This is a genomic window from Pseudoalteromonas sp. MMG013 (assembly GCF_018100885.1).
Taxonomy (GTDB): Bacteria; Pseudomonadota; Gammaproteobacteria; order Enterobacterales; family Alteromonadaceae; genus Pseudoalteromonas; species Pseudoalteromonas aurantia.
On the sequence record NZ_JAGJEE010000010.1, the window covers coordinates 20,829 to 41,551 of the forward strand.

A 20,723-nucleotide genomic window follows, 5' to 3' on the forward strand; every position below is an offset into this window, starting at 1 on the left:
GTTATTTATTTGGGGTTGCTAAACTTAAGCGTGTTCCAAAAGGCCTCATCTGCCACAATTTCGCCATCGTCATCTAACTCAGGGTAAGGTAAGCCTTTTTCCACGCAGCGCTCTGCGATAATCGGATGACAGCCTTCAAACAATAAGCGATGTTTAATACTTTCATCAAGCATATCATTACGTTGATAGCAGCCAGCGGCTTCTCGTTGTCTTTGTGCTTCATATAAAATGAGTGCAGCAGCCACCGATACATTTAACGATTGCACCATGCCTTCCATCGGGATCACGATGTGTTGATCGGCATGTGCCAAAGCATCATCTGATATACCTGTGCGCTCTTGGCCGACGATAATTGCGGTAGGCTTGGTGTAATCAATTTCCCTGAAATCGACCGCACTGTCGCTGAGGTTAGTAGCCAGTATTTGAATGTCTGGGTTTTGCGCTCTAATGGCGCCGACGGCATCATGAATGTCATCGTGCATATGGGTTTCTACCCAGTTTTTACTGCCACCAGAGGTATTGTTGGTTAAGCGGCGCTGCTCTTGCGGCCAAACAGCATGGACATGGTGACACCCGACTGCATCAGCAGTACGCACGATTGCTGATAGGTTATGATGTTTATGTACCTCATCTAAACAGACGGTTAAATCAGTTTGTCGCCTATCTAAGACGCGTTTCACGCGATGGTAGCGTTTATTGTCCATCGTTATACAGCTCACAGAATCAAAATTTTGGCGATTATACCGAAATTATGGGTTAACTTCACGGGCGATAGGGTTTTGCAGTGAGATCAAGGTTTCTGTTGATTGAATGGCTTCAATAGTTTGAATTTTATTGATCAATACATCTTGTAAGTGTTCGATGGAGCGTGTCATCACCTTGATGAAAATACTGTAATTACCTGTGGTGTAATAGGCTTCTACAACTTCTTCAAAACCTTCTAGCTGCATTATTGTATCAGGGTAATCTCTGGCATGTTTCAAGTTGACGCCAATAAAGCAGCACACATCGAAGCCTAACTTTTTAGGATTTATGGTGACGCGAGTCCCTTGAATGATCCCTGCCTGCTTCATTTTTTCTACTCGAACATGAATGGTTCCTGCACTTACATCAAAACGCTTGGCCAATTCTGCATACGCAGCCCTTGCATTGTCCATGAGTGCATTCAAAATGGATTTATCGAGATTATCGATTTGATAATTTTCCAATAGATTTACCACTGTTTTTTATTGATTATATAAAATATAGCGGTATTTTTTGGGTATTAATATAGGTTTTTGTTATTTTTGTTGAGGTATGTTGATTTTTGGTTCGATTTTGTTGACGATGTGTTTAAGCCATGCAGAGCAGGGCAATAAAAATTCAACAGGTTTAAATTGGGAATGAGGTCCGGTTATGAAAACAACTTATCAGCAAACACAGCAACAAATTAGCAGCGTAAAACGTATTTTTTCTGAACAGTTAGAAAGCCGTTTAGGTTTAATGGAAGTGCAAGCACCTATTTTGGCTAAAGTCGGTGATGGTATTCAAGATAACTTAAGTGGCACCGAAAAAGCTGTTTCAGTGTCGGTTAAAGCGATCCCTGATGCACACTTCGAAGTGGTTCATTCATTGGCTAAATGGAAGCGCAAAACACTTGGTGATTATGGCTTTGCAATTGGAGAGGGACTTTATACGCATATGAAGGCACTGCGCCCAGATGAAGATAGGCTCTCACCTATTCACTCAGTATATGTAGACCAGTGGGACTGGGAAAAAGTAATTAGCACCGAAGTAGATCGTTCTTTAGCGGGTTTAAAGCAAACTGTCACCGAGTTATATGAGGCTATTAAGTCGACTGAGCAAAGCGTTGCGAGCCAGTTTGGGTTAACGCCATTTTTACCTGAATCAATTACATTTGTACACAGTGAAGATTTACTGAAAATGTACCCAGATTTTACTGCGAAACAACGTGAAAAAGCCATAGCCCAAGAATATGGCGCAGTATTTCTCATAGGTATTGGCGGTGCATTGAGTGATGGTAAAATTCATGATGTTCGTGCGCCTGATTATGATGATTGGTCGACACCAACCTGTGATAAATACAGTGGCTTAAATGGTGATATTTTAGTTTGGAACCCTATTTTAGAAGATGCATTTGAGATTTCTTCAATGGGTATTCGAGTGTGCCCTGAAGCTTTAAAACGTCAACTGGAAATAACTCAGGATACAGCGCGTTTAGCACATGACTGGCACCAACAATTGGTAGCGGGTGATATGCCGCAAACCATTGGGGGAGGTATCGGACAGTCACGTTTAGTTATGTTGTTATTACAAAAACAGCATATTGCGCAGGTGCAGGTGGGTGTCTGGACGAATGACATCGTTACGCAAGTGGAAGGAACACTTAAATAATAACAGGGTACGAATTAACTTGTTTTGAAATCAATCTCGATTTTTCCATCTTGTAAACTAGCAGTACAGGGTGGATAACTTCGATTGGTTTTATACACTCTATCAAATATATGGATCTCGACCCCAGGGTTAAGGGCTTGATTTGCTGTTAACTTTGTTTGTTCAAGTAAGTCATGTAAGTTTAATTCGAGTTGTGAGAGTTGTTGTTCTAGTTCTTCAGCTTGATGGCAATAATGTTGCTGGGTTGCACCTATTTTTGCCATCAGCTGCTTTTTCTTTTCTACATCTTTTAGCATATCTGCTTTTTCGATTGCTTGTTGTAGTGTGTTTAACTGATCATCAGTTTGGCTAAGTGCTTTTAAACAATCATCTGATTCTTTCGTTATTTTCATCCCACTTCGGGCTAAGTATATAGACATTTTAGCGCCAGATTCACTGCCTATCTCTCCAGCAATGACCATTTTAGCATCTAATATTTCTCCACCGAGCAGCTTCCCTTTCGGGTGTTCATCAATACCGACTTGAATGAGCTTGTTGGCTTTTATATCGCAGTGGTTACTTTGCCTATCAATGAAGACGTTGTCGGCTTCTATATAGGTATATTGGCCGTGAGAGAGATGAATATCTCCTTCAGCAATCAGTCGGCAAGTGAGTCCTTCGTCATTATTTTTATGGTCAAGATGGCCTATCACGGCTTGCTTGACCTCTATGCTACCACCGCTTTTTAACTCTCCAGATTCAACAGAACCCATCACTGTAATGTCACCTTTAGCCGTGACTTTCATACCGGGGGCAACGCCTTGAGTAACGATAACACTGCCATTAAAATCGACATGCCCGCTTCGTACGTTGACTTCACCAATGGTAAATACATCATCTACTCGCATGCCATTTTGAATACTGGAAGGGCAGCCTGCAATAGTGGCAACGAGCTCAAGAGGATTCGCTGGTGATATTTGTGTGCCTTCACCTGCCATCAATTGAAAAGATTCACCAGGCAGTGGAATGATTGAATCTCCGACGACATTAAAGCCTTCTTTGCCAGGAGTGGCTGGGCGTTGCGTAATTAAGACGGTCCCTGGTGCTACGCTTGATAGTGCCCCAAAATCACGCATATCAACCGTACCATCTTCTCTTAGTTTAGGCTGTTTGAGTCTTTCTTTTACGGTTTGCACATGCTGTATGAGTTTTGCAGGTTGTCCATCTACAGATGGGCGGCCTTGTGCTACGATACCTGAGACTTCAACCCCTGGTTCTAATTCAAGTTGCTTGGTAAGAATTTGTTCTAGATAAGCTTGTTTATAGCCTCTACTGACACCTGCTTTGACAATTTCTTTTTTTGCATCTTCAATAGTAACCGACTTACCCCCTTGGGCTGTCGTTAAATTACCAATGGCTTGCATTTGATCATCAGAAACTTGCACTGAAAAGCAAGCATCATGTTGCTTGGCAACCACAAGTTGTTGTTCAGGATAGTCGTTAGTGAAATGCGCTTTGATAGATTCATGATCGACTGCACAATCCGCATAAGGTGAGCGTTCAAGCGCTTCCACAATAAATGCAGCGCTGGGCGGATTAAGTTCCGCGACATTTAGAAGGATATTGCCATTATGTGCTAATTTAAACACGAGTATCATCCTTTACTGTTATTATTGTGAGAGATTAGCTCAAACATTGAACAAATCATTGGATATTCACAGAGTGCTAAATTAATAGTATGTAGTCAAGTGCTTAAGGTCAAAGTTCCGGCAATAAAAAACCCACCAAAAGGTGGGTTTTTTATTCATACACAAATTAATTTGTTGACGGTAACTCCATAATTCCATCAATTTCAATTTGTACACCTTTTGGTAACTCGCGCACACCAATGGCTGCGCGAGCAGGGTATGGCGTTGCAAAGTGCTGGCTCATTATTTCATTTACGGTTGCAAAATTACTGAGGTCCGTTAGGAAAATATTAACTTTCACCATGTCTTGTAATTGACCGCCTGAGGCTTCGCACACAGCCGTTAAATTTTTGAATACCTGTTGTGCTTGTTCTGCAAAGTCTTCAGAAATAACTTCCATTGTTTCAGGCACGAGTGGGATCTGTCCTGATAAATAAACAGCAGTACCTACTTTAACAGCTTGATTGTAAGTACCGATAGCAGCCGGAGCTTGATCTGTGGAAATAATCACTTTATTCATTGTGTGTCCTACTTTTTCCGATATACACGTTGTACATCAGGCATCACGCGAATACGACGCATAATATTAGCGACATGTATTCTATCCTTTACTGTGACACCTAAATCAATGATGTACAAATTGCTTTCTTTTTCATCTGTTGCAATTTCCACGATATTGGCATTGGTTGTTGCAACTACGTTGGTTAGTTTAGCTAATGCACCCTGATGATTAATAATTTCTACACGCAAGGCGGCGATATATTCTTTTTCTGGGTTATCTTCCCATTTTACGATGACATATTTTGAACGCTCACTTTGCCATCCTTTAATGTTTTTACATTCTTGGCGGTGAACCGTCAATCCTTTGCCTTGGCTTACATACGCGGTAATTGCATCGCCAGGTACAGGGCGACAACACTTGGAGTAATTCACAAGCATGCCTTCAGTACCGATGATCGCGGCTTTGGCTTGTTGTGCTATATTTTCAAGCCCTTCCTCTGCTTGCAATAATCTTTTTGCAACGAGCACACTCATGATATTACCACTGCCAATTTCAACCAGCAGTTCCAGCAAACTAGAAAGGTTTTGCTCTTCAAGTACCAAGTCGACTTGTTCAGGGGCGATATCATCGAGCTTTTGCTCGCCTAACGCTGAATCGAGCAATCGACGGCCTAGCAATATAGCTTCTTCTTGATGTTGACTCTGAAGGTAATTTCGCACACCAAGTCGTGCCTTACCAGTGACGATAAAGTTTAACCAAGTGGCATTAGGATGAGCACCAGAGCTGGTAATTACTTCAACCGTTTGCCCTGTGTCTAGTGCCTTACTGAGTGGGTAAGGTTTGCGGTTTACTCGGGCGCCAACACAAGTATTACCTACATCGGTATGCACTGCATAAGCAAAATCAACAGCCGTTGCACCCATTGGTAACTCTACAATACGGCCATCAGGTGTGAAGACATAAATTTCTTCAGGAAAGAGCTCTGTTTTGACGTTTTCCACAAATTCAAATGATGAACCGGCACTTTGTTGAAGCTCCAGTAAGCTCTGCATCCATTGACGTGCGCGCTGTTGTGCCGTATTGCCTGCGCTGTCACCAGATTTTTTATACATCCAATGGGCCGCGACCCCCATATCTGCCATTTGATCCATATCGAGTGTTCGTATTTGGATCTCTACTGGGATCCCGTGAGGGCCGACGAGTGACGTGTGCAGTGATTGATAACCATTGGTTTTCGGTACTGCGATATAATCTTTAAATCGTGTTTCTATCGGTTTGTAGAGGTTATGTGCGACACCTAATACGCGATAGCAAGTATCCATACTGTTTACATTAATACGAAATGCGTAGATATCCATGACTTCATTAAACAATAACTCTTTGTTTAACATTTTTCGATAAATACTATAGAGATGTTTTTCTCTGCCACTAACTGATGCTTCAATACCGGATTCTTTTAAGCGGCTTTCAATTTCAGTCTGTATATTGCTGATGACTTCTTTTCGATTACCACGTGCTTTCGCAACTTCCGATTTCAGTGCTCTGTGACGCATTGGATAAAGCGCTTGAAACCCTAAATCTTCTAATTCGTTCTTGATATCGTGAATACCTAAACGATTAGCAATCGGGGCAAATATTTCTAACGTTTCTCTCGCAATTCGGCGGCGTTTGTCTGGGCGTAATGCGCCCAAAGTTCGCATATTATGAGTACGATCAGCCAGCTTAATCAAAATGACACGAATGTCTTGTGTCATTGCCATGATCATTTTTCGATAGTTTTCAGCTTGGAATTCTTTTTTATCTTTGAAGCTTAACTTATCAAGCTTACTTACACCTTCGACTAATTCTGCGACGGTATTACCAAATATCTCAGCAAGGTCTTGTTGACTAAAATCAGTGTCTTCAATAACGTCATGCATTAACGCGGCCATGAGCGTTTCATGATCAAGGCGCATTCCTGCGAGAATTTGGGTTACTTCAACAGGGTGAGTAATATAAGGCTCACCACTTGAGCGAGTTTGTCCTTCATGTGCCTCACGGGCTACAACGTAAGCTTTTTGCACGAGCTCAACGTCAGCAGGAAGTAAATACTCAGAGATTTTCTTTTTTAGGCCTTCAAAAAGGTACATTCACACTCCGATGTTCCAGTGAAGTAATAGATATGTTACGAATATACGATGAATTTCAAGATAAACCAACGGCTAGTTGGGACTTTATGGTGATTACATAAATAAAAATATGAGGGATTCAAGGTAATCGAAAGTAATTCTTGTCTAATAAAAACAGCAATGCCAGCAAAAGTGCTGGCATTGTCGTATTTTTGTTGCAGGTTATTAGCTGTTTCCGCCAACAATTGCTGCTACAGCTGCAAGTTCAGCTGCTTCTTGGTTTTGTTGTTCTTCACGATCAATTAAATCAAGTGAAGAGCTGTCAACCAAGCCCTTTTCAATTTCACGCAAAGCGATAACCGTTGGCTTGTCGTTTTCAGGATCAACCATAGGATCTTTACCACCTACAGCGATTTGACGAGCGCGACGCGCTGCTACCAAGATTAAATCAAAACGGTTACCAATTGCATCTACTGCATCTTCTACAGTTACGCGAGCCATCGAAGCACTCCAAAGTTATTCATTTCCAAAAGGCTAGTTTACTGCACACAAGCCATTTCGCCAAGTGGGTGGTTAAAATTTATCTCTATTTTACTTTAAAAGATCAGAAATGAGTGACTGGTAACGAATATTTTGTGCCTTCAGCTCTAATCGAGCAGCGATGACTATGTGTTCAAGTTGCTTTAGTGTTGCTTCAAAGTCATCATTTATGAGCACGTAGTCAAATTCGCTATAGTGTGAGCTTTCTGATTTGGCTTGTGCCATTCGGCTGGCGATAACTTCTTGTGAGTCTTGCCCACGATTATTTAAGCGTTGCTCTAATTCAGTTTTTGATGGAGGTAAAATGAAAATGGTTTTAACCTCAGGCATGAGCTTTCTGACTTGTTGTGCACCTTGCCAATCAATGTCTAAGAACACATCGATACCAGCGGCGAGTTGCTGCTCGATGGCGGCTTTTGAAGTACCGTAATAGTTTTCAAACACTTGCGCCCATTCAAAAAAATCATTTTTCTCGATGAGTGATTTGAATTGCTCAACATTTACGAAATGGTAATGTTCGGCGTTGTTTTCACCCGGTCGGGGATTGCGGGTGGTATGAGAAACAGAGACTTTCACGTCATTATGTTTATCTAGTAATGCTTTGATCAGGCTTGATTTCCCAGCACCTGATGGGGCTGATAAAATAAATAAGTTACCGCGAGCTGTTTCGGTCATCGTCAATCGCCAGTTTATTTGAGCAGATGCCGTGACCTGCCCATGAAAATTAATAGAGTCAGGTATTTTAAACTTTACTGGCTTGAGTTACCAGCGGTGCATATAAATTCAACGCTTTTGAGGTGACACAACGCCACAAAGGTGCTTCTAAATAACTAGAAGCACCGGCGAATGGTTATTCGCTCTGATAGGGACTTCCGTTGGAAATCCAATCGGCGGCGGGGTGTCCTTTTAGATGATGGTCGTAATACTCCATCATACGAATTGAGAAATCGACTTGATTAGGAAATTGCTTCAAATGGTGAGGCTCACCTTCATATTGCAAGAAAGTGGCATCTTTTCCCAAACGTCGTAATGCTAAATAATATTGAATACCTTCTTGCCAAGGTACGGCGCCATCTTTGTCACCAAACATCATTAAAATAGGGGTGTTGACTTTGTCCGCAAAAAAGACAGGGGAGTTTTCAATGTATAAATCGAGCGCTTGATGTAAAGGCTTACCTATACGGCTTTGACCGGTTTCGTATTGAAACTGCCGTGCGAGGCCTGATTTCAGTCTTATACCACTGTATGCGGATGTCATATTGGTCACTGGTGCACCAGACACAACGGCTTTAAACATATCGGTTTGTGTGATCATATACGCACTTTGATAGCCAGCCCAAGAATGGCCTTGTAATCCTATTTTATCAGGGTGCGCAACCCCGATATCAATGAGCTTTTGTGCTGCGTTAATCATAGTTTGCGTAGAAGATGGCCCAGGTTTGCCAATTTCAAATCGAATATCAGGCAAAAATATTGCGTAACCATTAGAAGTGAACATTGGGAAATTAGGGCGATGATTTAGCTCCATTTTTGGAAAGTCATACATGCGTTGGCTCATATAACGGTAGAAATAAATCACCACCGGTAATTTGTCGCCTGCACGGTAATTTTCAGGCTTGATTAATACGCCTTGTAAGTCTTCACCATTGTACCCTTTGTACTTGATAAGTTCAGGCTTTTGACCCCATGAGAATTTAGCGGCTTGAGGATTAAGATTAGTGACTTTTTTCGGATTGCGATAGGTACTATTGGTTTGCCAGATATCCGGGAACTCATGATAACTTTGTTTGGTAAAGAGTAATGTATCGCTATGTTTGGCTTTTTTTAGTACATCAAAACGCGCGGTATCACTGAGCACAGTAGTGAGTTTATTGTCTTTTAACGATAGAGTTGCAATGTGCGTTTGCTTATTATTCAAGTTATGGGCACTTAATGTAAGCGTTTGACCCGGTGTAAAGCCAGTAGCTAACTTGTCAAGATGACGCACACGATACTGTGTTTTGGTTTCTCTGCCTTGAGTTAAGCGAGCGGCTGTTTTTGTGGTTACGTCAAAGGCCCAAATATCATATTTGCTGTAGGCGTATAGCGTTTTACCATCCAGTTGCCATCCTGCGAATTTATAGCCAGCTTGTTCACTGGGGTAATCATGCCTATCATCGGCAAAAATAGCATGATTAATATTATGAGTGAGCGATGTACGGGTATTTGTGGTCAAGTCTTTGAGCCAAATTTGCTGGTTTTGAAAGTATGCCGCAAATTGACCTGTTGGTGAGAGTGACGGTTTAAAGCGTGTTCGCGTTGTAATGCTTTTTTTATTACCATTTTTTACATTAACAGCGTAGTAGTCGTAGAAAAAGCCGTTATACATGATTTCTTCTAGGTAGGCGGTATTATCACTTCCTAATAAGAATTGAGCTTCCGTATGCAGTGTGAGATCTTGAACCTGAGGACCGGAAAGTTGTACTACTTTTTCACTATTTATATGGTACACCGCTTGATAATGACGATGTTTATTGGTTTCTTGCCACGTTTTAACTTCTCTAGGTTTAATTTGTGCATCGTCATTGTGCCAAATCTTTAGGCCTTTGTGAGCGCGAATAGTATCATAATCATACAGTGAGTCTGTCTCGAGGTACTTTAACTCAGGGGGTTTTACGTTGAGCTCGGGACGATTTTGAAAGTACAGACGTTCCCCATGTTCAGACCACGTCAACTTGGCTGTTTTAGCCGTAAACCATCCGTCAGAGTTTTTTACTGACTTAAGTGTGTTGGTCGCAGCGTTCCAGAGTGTTACTTGGTAATTGCGGCGGCGAGGGTCGTCGTTTACATAGTTGCCCATATTGAACGCGACAAGTGGCTTTGTTGGATGCCATGTTGCTTGACTTAGTGTGACACCCGGTTCACTGATAAGGGGTGTTTGCTTAGCGTTAGACAGATGAAAAAAGCCAATTTGGTTTTGACTACCATTACTATTATGGGTAGCAAAAATAACACCATGACTTGTGGGGCTTAATGCGTACTTGCCAACTTGTGCAACACGATGTGTGGTGTTTGTACTGAGATTTACAATCACCAGTGTGTGATGTTCATCTTTTTTATCTGCTGCAATCTCTGCATCTATTGTTTCATCTTTCTTTTTCTGCTCGTCCTGATGTACTTCACGGTATGCAAGCCAAAGACCATCGTCAGACACTTGATAGTCTTTTACTTTAGAGAATATTTGTTGTTCTTTTGTGGTGGTATTGATGAGTACTAGATCATTCGTGAGTGCTTTTTTTTGTTTTTTTGTGGCAGTTTCAGTTTCTAGTAAAGACGGTATTTTAGTAAATGAAACCCAAAGTGCATTTTTATTGATTTGCGGTTTAATCCCACGCTCGACGGTCGTTAATAGCTGATTGTTTTTGAGTGAATAAATATGGCCGACAGCGTCACCACGATAAGGGGTTGCAGAAAATGATAGCCATGCTCCATTTTCAGACAATTGTGTATTTTTAGCATACTTAAAGTCAAATACATCTTTAAATCCTAACGGCTTCTGGCCATATGCTGCGGTACTTAAAAGCACAGAGGCAATGGCAAACGAAGTAACTTTCATCATGAGTTATATTCTTTATTTTTAGACTTATGGTCAGTTTTAGCACTTTTTTGTAGGGTAAATAAAGTGTCGTGCGTTTAGCGTGCAGGTTAACCAGATAGATAGCGTGTCACAGAGTATCAGAAACCCTAAAGGCGCGATAACGCGTGAATTTAAGAGAAAAGTAGCTAAGAGGAGATACTCTACTCACTCAAATTACTCAAGTGAGTAGGGCATTTTAGTTTAACCAGATCTTTTGAAGCTCAAGCCACTGAGTTTCAAATTGTTGACTGGGACGCGCAGTAAAGTCGCTGCGCACGAATTGATTCATTTTACCTTCTACGTAGGCGAGAAAAAAATTAGCCAAAGCAGCTTCATCAATTAAAAAGGTTTTACCCTCTCGTAATTTTCGCTCTCGTAACACTTGTTTAAATTGTGTTTCTAGCTTTTCGAAGAAACTTTGCACGCGTTCACGCAGACGCTCTTGTTCACCTTGCAGTGCATCACCTGTTAGGATGCGGGTTATCCCTGGGTTTTTTTCTGAGAATGTCAGTAAGAGTACCAAGATGTTATAAACACGGCTCTGAGTTTCTTTCTCATTATCTAAGATCAAATTAATACGAGAGAGTAAAGTGTCTTCGATAAACTCAATCAAGCCTTCAAACATCCGAGCTTTACTGGGAAAGTGTCTATATAGTGCGGCTTCTGAAACGCCCACCTCAGCAGCCAATTTTGCAGTAGTGATGCGTTGACCTGGGCTCGTTTCTAACATTTGTGCGAGAGATTGAAGTATTTGCTCTTTGCGGTTACTGCGTTTGGTCGCTGGCATGAACCTTCCTTTATATTATCGTTATTATGGTCAGTGCAAACCCCAAGCTGTTTACACATATACTTGGATCCATATGTTAATGTTTTATTCAGTTTCGTGCCAGTATTTTCAAAACCACTTACTTAAGACGTTTGGCTAATGCGTGTAAGAGTTGCATTGCCAGCTGCTGTTTACTCGTAGCTGGTAAATTTAGACTATCATCAGGCCAGTATAGAGTGAGCGCATTGTTGTTTGCATTAAACCCGAGACCTTGCACAGACACATCGTTGGCACAGATCATATCTAAGTTTTTATTTTTGAGTTTATCTTGTGCATAGACCGAGGTATTTTGAGTCTCTGCTGCGAAACCAACGGTATACGGGCGCTGTGCTTTAAGCGCTGCCACGTGTGCTATCACGTCGGGGTTTTTGATCATGGTGAGTGTGATTTCGTCACCTTGTTTTTTAATTTTTTGATCTGAGATAGTCGCTGCACGATAGTCTGCAACCGCTGCACAGCCAATAAAAATATCAGATTGAGGTGCTAAATGCATGGCCGATTTTAACATGTCTTCTGCACTTTCTATTGGGAAGACTTTGGCGTGCGAAGGGGGGGCAATGGCGACTGGGCCAGAGATGATGTTCACTTTTGCGCCTAATGAGAGTGCGGCTTGTGCAATTGCATACCCCATTTTTCCGGAACTATGATTACTAATGAATCGTACCGGGTCGAGCGCTTCTCTGGTTGGCCCAGCTGTGATGGTAATGGTTTTCCCTGCAAAAAGTGGTTCGTGAGATACTGTTAAGCAATGTTCTACGAGTTCTAGTGGTTCAAGCATTCTCCCCGCACCGATATCACCACAGGCTTGTTCTCCTTTACCTGGACCCCAAATTTCGACTCCTCGTGTCTGCAGTGTGTCCAAGTTTGCTTGTGTCGCTGCATGGGCATACATTTGCTGATTCATTGCCGGTGCAACAGCCACTTTGGCGGGCGTGGCTAATAGTAAAGTGGTGAGTAAATCATCGGCAATACCTTGCGCCATTTTCGCTAGAATATTACAGCTTGCTGGAGCGACTAAAATTAAATCAGCCCATTTTGCCAGCTCTATGTGGCCCATTGCGGCTTCAGCGCTTGGGTCTAGTAATGAATCTGCGACGGGCTCTGCCGATACAGCTTGCATTGTCAGTGGGGTAATAAAGTGTTTGGCTGACTCGGTCATCACGACTTTGACGCGACAGCCTCGTTCACTCAGCCTTCTGACAAGCTCTGCACATTTATATGCTGCGATACCCCCACTGATCCCGAGGACAATATTTTTAATTGGTTGGCCCATAACTTAGCTCACCATAGAATAATTTAATTTCACGATGGTGTTAAAGATACCACACAGAAGCGGTGCTGTTTAGGTAAGCAGTACACGCGTCTTTGAAATTCATCAATGACTGACTACACTTTTGTTTACACAGGTGCATCACTAAGGATAGAAAATGCAACTAACAATGCTGCCAAAGCATGACCGCCCAAGAGAGAAGTTGTTAATTCAAGGAGCCAGTAGGTTAACCGATGCAGAATTACTTGCTATTTTTTTACGTACCGGCATAAAAGGGATGAACGCCATTGAGCTGGCTGATTATTTATTAGTACAGAGTAAATCACTTCATAACCTTTTTAATGCTAACTTGGCAGACTTCTCGGCTTTTAAAGGACTAGGAGAAGCAAAGTATGTACAACTACAAGCTGTGCTAGAGTTAAGTAAGCGTTATATAAAAGAGCAGTGCCATCGTAGCAATATTTTAGATTCACCAAATGCAGTTAATGATTATTTAACGATACAGCTAAGAGGACTCGACCATGAAGTATTTATGGTGCTCTATTTGGATAATCAAAATCGATTAATCACAGATGAAATTTTGTTTAGAGGCACCATCAATGCTGCATCAGTTTACCCAAGAGAAGTGGTTAAAGCAGCATTAAAGCATAATGCTGCATCGATTATTTTTGCCCACAATCATCCCAGTGGCTTGGCTGAACCAAGCCAAGCAGACAAATTAATTACCCAAAAATTGCAAAAAGCGTTGGCTTTGGTTGATATTGCGGTTTTGGATCATTTGATTGTTGCAGCTGAGCAGTGTGTTTCTTTTGCGCAAAGAGGCCTAATTTAGCTGGGTTGACACTATAAAGCTGTAAAAAACATCGCTTTGTGGGCCTTTTTGTAAAATAGTTTAATTTAAATGCAGTTTTTACTTTCCCTAACGGCATTCGATCATTATAATTGGCCGCTATCAAATTTACACATGAGCTGATTAGATAGGATCAGATCCTTGATCTCTACCTGTATATGCTGTATAAAGAGCGCCCTCTGATTTACCCTGGGGCCACAGTATTGTCCAAGGGGAAATTAAAAGCTCGAGCGAAGTTATTGGAGATACATAGACATGTCTAAAGTCTGTCAAGTTACAGGTAAGCGCCCAGTGGTTGGTAATCACCGTTCACACGCGCGCAACGCTACTAAGCGTCGCTTCCTACCTAACCTACAAACTCACCGTTTCTGGGTTGAAAGCGAAAAACGTTTCGTTTCACTACGTACTACCACTAAAGGTATGCGTATTATTGATAAAAAAGGCATCGACGCGGTTCTTACTGAAATCCGTGCTCGCGGCGAAAAAGTTTAAGGAGCTGGGATATGCGTGATAAGATCCGTTTAGTTTCTACTGCTGGTACTGGTTATTTCTACACTACCGACAAGAACAAGCGTAACATGCCTGAAAAAATGGAAATCAAAAAGTTCGATCCTAAGGTTCGTAAACATGTGATTTTCAAAGAAGCAAAAATCAAGTAATTTTGCTTTTGAAAGAATATTAAAAACCCAGCTTAGGCTGGGTTTTTTGTTTCTGTGATATGTGATGACACTTAAGCATTTCGCAGTATAGCTAGTTAACCTCAGCTCTGGATAAGCAAATTTGCCCAATAAAGCTATTTTTCTCACTCTCGGCGTTGCCTCCATTTGTAATAGCCCGCTATTACTGCATAAAAGCGCTTTGATATTGAACAAAATATCATCATTGGATTGTACGTAAGTTTGTTTTCAAAACATTTTCTATTCCAAAACCCTTATCCAAACCTGAGCTTATTTAAGCTTAAAATATGTATATCACTTTGCATTGGCTGTGCCTGTACATAGGTGATTGCGCTCTGGTCTGGATGGACGGTATATTGATGAGTAAAATTGGGTGGAGCGGACATAACAAGCTGTTCAGTGTTTGAATCTAAATCAAATTTCCAAACGCCGGACTCAGCGCGATAGAAAAAAACTTTACCGTCAATTAACTGCCAATTGAGCCAATTTATATTACTGAAATCTTTAATGATAAGTTGTTCAGTTTGATTTTTTAGACCCCAAAGGCCCGAGTGATTTCTTTTACTGAAGTATACCTTTCCATTGTATGCATAACCACTATACCCTCCTTTAGTCGTCAATTGTTGATGACTGTTGTCTTGACGATCGAATAGCCACAATTGCCATTGGCCACTTTTATTACTGCTATATATTAGGTTTTGACTATTTTCATTGTAATTTATGACATATGCCTGATGTGATTCCTCAAATATTTTAGTGGTATTTCCAGTTTTAATCTCATATTCATAGACCGCTCCGAACTTTTCAAAAGTGATATATTCATGATCAAAATTAGGTTGGTAGCGTGTGAAGCCAAACTCAAAAGGTAAAACGACGTGTTTTTCTTGCTTATTTTTATATAGTCATAGATCGTGCTGGTGGGCAGCATTTGAAATAAATATCATGGTATTGTTGTGGAGGGCCTGTGGCAATCGGTTTAATGCAGCATTACTATAAAAAGTTTGGGTCGATTTTTGTTTGATATTGAATGTTTGTAATTTAGTGCTGATATCAAACAAGCTAATAAAGAGTTTATTGTGATCATTGATTAAGCTCGTAGCCAACGAGTGTATTGGGCTGCTCATTTGTGCAATAGCATGTGATTGTTTGGTTTTTAAATCAAAAAGAAATAGTGATTTTTTATTAGCAAGGTAGAGCTCATTGTTGTTGGCGCTCCATGTGATGGCATTGAGTGTATGGTCGAGCGTTTAGATATAGCAAAGGTAGAAGGGAAGAGCAAACTTCATTGATTCGATGGCAAGTACAGGGTACTGAGTGGAGTAGGATGATAGCGAGCAACACAGAAGGTGAGCACATTCCGTTAGAAAATGCGAGTCACCAAGTGTTATTTGAATACCCAGATAAGGTAAGCATGGCAGTATCCGTAATATTAAAAGAGGATAAGTAATCTAAAGGCACAGTGAGTGAAATAATTCGACACCGCTACTTTTAGATATGACTACATTGAATTTTTTAGTCATAGTCAACGATTGTTAGCACTGACGGTTTGCACTATAAAAAATGACTAATTTGTCAGGTTTGAGTTGTTAGTTATTTGATTTGTAGGTGCTTTGTAACATTTATCAGTTAAGTGCAGGTTCAATAATAAGGTGGCTTCGATCATGTGGCCTACCTTGATTTTTTTGGCCTCAATAGACGCTTTTCTGGTAATGAACTGCGCTTGTTCGGCGCTTTACATAAAATCATAACAGGGCGAGTGACAAATATATTGTTCGGGTAAATAACTTTATGGCCGTCAATATGTTCTAGAATCACATTCATTAAGCCCATTTCAGAAATACGACCTTCAACAAAGTTGCTGCCATCAATAACCCGTACCCAAAACCCTATACGGCAGTCATTTTGAATAAACAGAATGAGAAAGGACGTTAAATTACTCAGTAACGACCACCCTGCAAACAAGGCTACACCGAGCATGGCAAACAACGAAGAACCTAGCACCAATAACCCTTTTAGTTCGATCCCCCAAAACATAAGCAATAGGCAAACTAACAAAACTGCGACAATGACACGCAGTAAAAGCTTGGCTCTTTGTTGGCGGTGCATATCAATTTTTCCGCGAGTGAGCTGGGTAAGTAAATGTATGCTCAAGCGCATTAATATAGGAAAAAGTAGAATGATTAGGCCAGTGATGACCAGTTTGTATTGTGCCAAAATAAAATCTAAAAATAGCGTTAGGTCAGTCAAAATAAAAGTGCTCGTTAAATATGTATAGCCATAGTGGTACCTTAAACCTTTAAAAGCGGTTTTTGACAGTAAAAAGCCATTGTACATTGTCTACGTCATCGGGGCCGTTAAGGGGGGCTGCGACATCTAAATGTAAGACGAGTCCGGCATTGGCACGACTGGGAGCTAAGCGCAGTCCCGCTCCAAGGTTTTTCAAATAATTAGGATCACTATGCACCAGTGTGTTACCTCTAACTCGACCAATATCAAAATAAACGGCTCCGCCAACTTTAAAGAGTTGCAGTAAATCATATTCCCAATAATAGCGCCGCTCTATGTTTACGAGTACGCTTTTGCTGCCATGCTGGTAGTTGATGGGAAAGCCTCTTAAGCCAGTTTCTCCGCCCAAGGTAAGTTGTTGATCTGCTGTTAAGTTTTTTGCAAATCTCAGTTGTATATTGGCATACCATGAGTCTTGGATAGTGGTATTTAAGTAATATTGGGCGCCTACTTGGGTAACAAAGTTTCTTGCGGTATTTGCTTGGCTATTCCACTGACCAGACAGTGATAGGTTGATACGCCACAAACTGTGATCTGAAGTGTAATGGGCTTTGCTCGCGGAAAATTGGTAGATAAAGTGATTGTCATTATCACTGAGTGCTTTATCTGAATAACCAAGCAGTGCATTAATATTCCAACCTAGGTTCAAGTCTTCAGTACGATATATCGAATCAAAATTACGGACCTTTATGAACTTATCTTCTAACCATTGACCTTGTATATAGGGGTAACTCAATGTGCGATTGTGGGCCAGCGGCAAAGTGGTATTGGCTAACTTTTTAAAGGTTTGCTGATCGTATTGATAACCCAGAGTAAGGCGCTGTGTCCAGTTATTATTAAGCTGCTGGGCATGACCAAAGTAAATTTGGCTAATATCGCTGTGCTGTGAGAACTCAGAAATGGTTTCTCCATCTTGATATAGAGACTCATTTCGTTCATCTTTATAATTTAATATACCGTAGCTGTATGGCGTATCGGTAGAAAAAAAGGGGTAATTGACACCAACATAATGCCGTGAACCATCATCATTATCAGCATATTCAACTCGGCCACGATAACGCGTAGATAAAATGTTTGGGTCATCGTATACAAATAGGTAACCAGAACGGTCTTGATCTTTAGTATGGGTGAGTGACAGGCGTTTCCCCCAACCAAATAGGTTACTCTCTCTAAAGCCGATACGAGATGAGTTTTCACCGCCACTGCGGCTAAAACTTAAATCAGGTAAGAGCGTCCATAAATCGCGCGTGACGACCGTGATATTTATAGTGCCATCACAATTTTCATCAGCGTAAATTCGAGCATCATACAGATAGCTCTGCTGTCGCAATAAGCGCTCTGACTCCACTACTTTTTTGATTGAATAGTCATCACCTTGCTCGAACAATAGGAGCGCCATGATCACGTTTGGTTTGGTGGTAATATGCGTGCGGTTTGCAAAGCGAAATACGGGGTTATCTTCTTCGGGCAGGCTAGTGTCAAAAACATTCAATTGCTGTAGTTTGATAGCCGTTATGGTTTTCCCCGGAGCCTGCACAGGTAATTGTGCGTGAGTATCAAGTTGCCGCGTCAATGGTATATCGTGAACGACATTATCGCCCTTGTTTGCACATTGAGTTGAGTCAGTGTGGGCGAACACAGAAGTTTCACTGTAGCCAGAAAATGAGGCAACTAAGCACAGTATGAGTGCAAGTTGTGTTTTTATACTCGCTAGCATAAAGCTCCACAAACAATCAATTGACTGAAATTTATTATGATCACTATGACCATAATCTATTTCTTAAGTCTATCTGATTATTGAAAACTTGTTAGTAAATATTTAGATAAATTAACGAGTTGCTCTTCAGATTCGGTGCCCTCGGGCGCTATCCAAATACTGTCTGTATAATGCTCGAAGTTCATATTAAATGTGCTATTTCCATAGCTAAAGCGGGTTTGATGACGATCGGCCCCCTCGAGTTCTTCAATAATAGTGAGCGCTTCTTGATGCAAAAATAGTTTTGCCCAAAATAAATATTCATCTGCTTCTGGTATTTCCGGAACATGAATTAAGAGCACATTGTAGGCGGCATCGAATGTTATTTGTGTCATAAATGGCCCTAAGTTAGATTAGCATGAGGCAAGGTAATTACGGATAAGTTGCATAAACGGCGCGCCATATTTACTGAGTTTAGTAAAACCAACGCCAGACACCGATAGGAACTCGCCATCAGTCGTCGGGGTGAGTTGTGCCATTTCAGCGAGTGTTTTATCATTAAATACCACATAAGGAGGTACATCGTCTTCATCGGCTAACTGTTTACGTAGACTGCGTAACTTAGCAAACAATTTCTTGTCGTAATTGAATTGGGCGAGTTTATCTTGATAAACGTGTTTCGCCTGTAAACGTGGTTCAGCCAATTGTAAGGCGTATTCCCCTTTTAACACTGAACGTGCAGCTTCAGTGAGTTTAAGACTTGCTCCTTGAGTAATATCTTGATTTAGAAGTCCATGGTGGATGAGTTGCCTTAGTACACTTAACCAAAACTCATTACTTTTGTCTTTGCCTAGCCCATAAGTACTTAACTCATGATGTTGATTATCCCGAATGCGACTGGTATTGGCACCGCGTAGCACATCTACAATATAACCTAAGCCAAAGCGTTGCTCGGCGCGGTATACACAGGATAACGCTTGTTGGGCCACTAAAGTGCCATCAAAGCACGTAGGTGGATTTAGGCAAATATCGCAGTTGCCACATGGCTCTCTTTTATATTCACTGAAATAATTTAACAGTATTTGGCGACGGCAAGTTTGTGCTTCTGCAAAGCTTGCCATCGCGTTAAAGCGTTGCTCTTCAACGCGCCGGCGGTGCTCGTCTTCAATGTCCTCAAAAAAGCGTTTTACGCGACCAATATCAGCAGGGTCGAAATACATAATGGCTTCGGCAGCTAAACCATCACGTCCAGCGCGGCCTGTTTCTTGGTAATACGCTTCAATACTTTTAGGAATATCGTAGTGCAGTACAAATCGTACGTTGGGTTTATTAATTCCCATTCCAAATGCAACCGTTGCAACTACAATATGTATGTCATCTCGCGCAAAAGCACTTTGTACAAATTGACGCTGTTCATTGCTCATCCCAGCGTGATATGCCGCGGCATTAAAACCGGCATCAGCCAGCTTTTCAGAGATCTCATCAACGCGCTTTCTACTCGTACAATAAATAATACCGCTTTGATTATTTTGCTCTTTTAAATAGCGCATTAGCTGCGATAATGGCTTGAATTTCTCTTCTATAGTATAGCGAATATTGGGCCTATCGAAGCTACCAGTATGCACATAAGGATTTTGTAAACTGAGTTGGCTAACAATGTCATGGCGCGTTGCGGTATCTGCTGTTGCCGTTAATGCCATCATTGGAATCGTTGGAAAGTGATGTTTTAACTCGCTGAGGCGGCAGTAGTGAGGTCTAAAGTCATGTCCCCAATGTGACACACAATGCGCTTCATCAATGGCAAATAAACTGATTTTTAAATGTCGCATACGTTCGATAAAGTCGTACTGCAACACTTTTTCGGGTGCCACATAAAGTAGCTTGACTTCATCGTGATGCAGGCGTTGATATATGGCTTGTTGTTGTTCTTTTGGGACGCTGTTATTTATATATTCAGCAGCAACACCCAGTGCTTGCAATTGCGTAACTTGATCTTGCATTAAAGAAATTAAGGGCGAAACAACGAGGGTAATACCATCAAGAACCAATGCAGGAACTTGATAGCATAGCGATTTTCCACCTCCAGTGGGAAGTAGAACTAAGCTATCCTGACGTGCTAGGGCTGCTTCGATAACGGCGAGTTGGCCATCTCGAAATTCACTATAACCAAAAATATTTTTGAGTACAGATTTAGCATCATGTTGTGTATTGGTGTGTGCAAGATTATCCATCGCGAGCATTTTAGAGGTTTTTAACCCACTTGTCTGTAACTTTCCAACCTTGAAAAAATA

At 41.3% G+C, this 20,723-nt stretch carries 20 protein-coding genes; 5 read left to right on the plus strand and 15 right to left on the minus strand.

Annotation, left to right across the window (positions count from 1 at the left end; genetic code table 11):
- Window positions 1-5: 5 nt before the first annotated feature.
- The gene (trmH, locus tag J8L98_RS11180) at window positions 6-704 is read right to left on the minus strand and encodes a tRNA (guanosine(18)-2'-O)-methyltransferase TrmH (RefSeq protein ID WP_210996483.1); all 699 of its coding nucleotides are present in this window, start codon (window positions 702-704) and stop codon (window positions 6-8) included.
- Between the two features lie 45 nt (window positions 705-749).
- A complete protein-coding gene (asnC, locus tag J8L98_RS11185) occupies window positions 750-1,208 on the minus strand; it encodes a transcriptional regulator AsnC (protein ID WP_210996484.1) in 459 nt (152 codons plus the stop codon).
- A 187-nt stretch (window positions 1,209-1,395) separates the two neighbouring features.
- Here asnC and asnA point away from each other — a divergent pair, with 187 nt between their 5' ends.
- The gene (gene asnA / locus J8L98_RS11190; RefSeq protein WP_210996485.1) at window positions 1,396-2,394 is read left to right on the plus strand and encodes an aspartate--ammonia ligase; all 999 of its coding nucleotides are present in this window, start codon (window positions 1,396-1,398) and stop codon (window positions 2,392-2,394) included.
- Between the two features lie 14 nt (window positions 2,395-2,408).
- Here the strand turns inward: asnA and J8L98_RS11195 are convergent, their stop codons facing one another.
- The 8 genes from J8L98_RS11195 to coaBC all read right to left on the minus strand — a co-directional run bounded on the left by J8L98_RS11195 (window position 2,409) and on the right by coaBC (window position 12,926).
- Window positions 2,409-4,022, minus strand: a complete 1,614-nt coding sequence (locus tag J8L98_RS11195) for a FapA family protein (RefSeq protein WP_210996486.1) — start codon at window positions 4,020-4,022, stop codon at window positions 2,409-2,411.
- Window positions 4,023-4,188: 166 nt separating this feature from the next.
- Window positions 4,189-4,581, minus strand: a complete 393-nt coding sequence (locus J8L98_RS11200) for a RidA family protein (protein ID WP_192505913.1) — start codon at window positions 4,579-4,581, stop codon at window positions 4,189-4,191.
- A gap of 8 nt (window positions 4,582-4,589) precedes the next feature.
- Entirely contained in the window at window positions 4,590-6,692 is a 2,103-nt protein-coding gene (spoT, locus tag J8L98_RS11205; RefSeq protein ID WP_192505912.1) for a bifunctional GTP diphosphokinase/guanosine-3',5'-bis pyrophosphate 3'-pyrophosphohydrolase, read from the minus strand.
- 204 nt (window positions 6,693-6,896) lie between these two features.
- Window positions 6,897-7,172: a DNA-directed RNA polymerase subunit omega gene (gene rpoZ, locus J8L98_RS11210; protein ID WP_010364220.1), complete on the minus strand. Its 276-nt coding sequence runs from the start codon at window positions 7,170-7,172 to the stop codon at window positions 6,897-6,899.
- 90 nt (window positions 7,173-7,262) lie between these two features.
- Window positions 7,263-7,886, minus strand: coding sequence for a guanylate kinase (gene gmk / locus J8L98_RS11215; protein ID WP_210996487.1), 624 nt, complete (start codon window positions 7,884-7,886; stop codon window positions 7,263-7,265).
- 175 nt (window positions 7,887-8,061) lie between these two features.
- Window positions 8,062-10,809, minus strand: coding sequence for a prolyl oligopeptidase family serine peptidase (locus J8L98_RS11220; protein WP_210996488.1), 2,748 nt, complete (start codon window positions 10,807-10,809; stop codon window positions 8,062-8,064).
- Window positions 10,810-11,023: 214 nt separating this feature from the next.
- Window positions 11,024-11,614 (minus strand): nucleoid occlusion factor SlmA, encoded by a 591-nt coding sequence (gene slmA, locus J8L98_RS11225; protein ID WP_192505909.1) that lies wholly within the window; start codon window positions 11,612-11,614, stop codon window positions 11,024-11,026.
- A 118-nt stretch (window positions 11,615-11,732) separates the two neighbouring features.
- The gene (coaBC, locus tag J8L98_RS11230; protein WP_210996489.1) at window positions 11,733-12,926 is read right to left on the minus strand and encodes a bifunctional phosphopantothenoylcysteine decarboxylase/phosphopantothenate--cysteine ligase CoaBC; all 1,194 of its coding nucleotides are present in this window, start codon (window positions 12,924-12,926) and stop codon (window positions 11,733-11,735) included.
- Window positions 12,927-13,080: 154 nt separating this feature from the next.
- On the opposite strand from coaBC, the gene radC reads away from it, so the two are divergent.
- From radC to rpmG, 3 genes are all read left to right on the plus strand, one after another.
- Window positions 13,081-13,755, plus strand: a complete 675-nt coding sequence (gene radC / locus J8L98_RS11235; protein WP_192505907.1) for a DNA repair protein RadC — start codon at window positions 13,081-13,083, stop codon at window positions 13,753-13,755.
- Window positions 13,756-14,028: 273 nt separating this feature from the next.
- Window positions 14,029-14,265 carry a 50S ribosomal protein L28 gene (gene rpmB, locus J8L98_RS11240; RefSeq protein ID WP_010364213.1) on the plus strand — a complete coding sequence of 79 codons (237 nt, stop codon included), beginning with the start codon at window positions 14,029-14,031 and terminating at the stop codon, window positions 14,263-14,265.
- An 11-nt stretch (window positions 14,266-14,276) separates the two neighbouring features.
- Window positions 14,277-14,432, plus strand: a complete 156-nt coding sequence (rpmG, locus tag J8L98_RS11245) for a 50S ribosomal protein L33 (protein ID WP_010364212.1) — start codon at window positions 14,277-14,279, stop codon at window positions 14,430-14,432.
- Window positions 14,433-14,704: 272 nt separating this feature from the next.
- Here rpmG and J8L98_RS11250 read toward each other — a convergent pair whose 3' ends face one another.
- A complete protein-coding gene (locus J8L98_RS11250) occupies window positions 14,705-15,109 on the minus strand; it encodes a hypothetical protein (RefSeq protein ID WP_210996490.1) in 405 nt (134 codons plus the stop codon).
- Window positions 15,110-15,774: 665 nt separating this feature from the next.
- On the opposite strand from J8L98_RS11250, the gene J8L98_RS25070 reads away from it, so the two are divergent.
- The gene (locus J8L98_RS25070) at window positions 15,775-15,897 is read left to right on the plus strand and encodes a hypothetical protein (RefSeq protein WP_282098768.1); all 123 of its coding nucleotides are present in this window, start codon (window positions 15,775-15,777) and stop codon (window positions 15,895-15,897) included.
- Window positions 15,898-16,118: 221 nt separating this feature from the next.
- Here J8L98_RS25070 and J8L98_RS11255 read toward each other — a convergent pair whose 3' ends face one another.
- From J8L98_RS11255 to recQ, 4 genes are all read right to left on the minus strand, one after another.
- Window positions 16,119-16,697, minus strand: a complete 579-nt coding sequence (locus tag J8L98_RS11255) for a mechanosensitive ion channel domain-containing protein (RefSeq protein WP_247682528.1) — start codon at window positions 16,695-16,697, stop codon at window positions 16,119-16,121.
- A 49-nt stretch (window positions 16,698-16,746) separates the two neighbouring features.
- Window positions 16,747-18,453: a hypothetical protein gene (locus tag J8L98_RS11260; protein ID WP_210996492.1), complete on the minus strand. Its 1,707-nt coding sequence runs from the start codon at window positions 18,451-18,453 to the stop codon at window positions 16,747-16,749.
- 77 nt (window positions 18,454-18,530) lie between these two features.
- Window positions 18,531-18,827, minus strand: coding sequence for a DUF3630 family protein (locus tag J8L98_RS11265; RefSeq protein WP_192505902.1), 297 nt, complete (start codon window positions 18,825-18,827; stop codon window positions 18,531-18,533).
- A gap of 18 nt (window positions 18,828-18,845) precedes the next feature.
- The gene (gene recQ, locus J8L98_RS11270; RefSeq protein ID WP_210996493.1) at window positions 18,846-20,663 is read right to left on the minus strand and encodes a DNA helicase RecQ; all 1,818 of its coding nucleotides are present in this window, start codon (window positions 20,661-20,663) and stop codon (window positions 18,846-18,848) included.
- Window positions 20,664-20,723 lie beyond the last annotated feature (60 nt).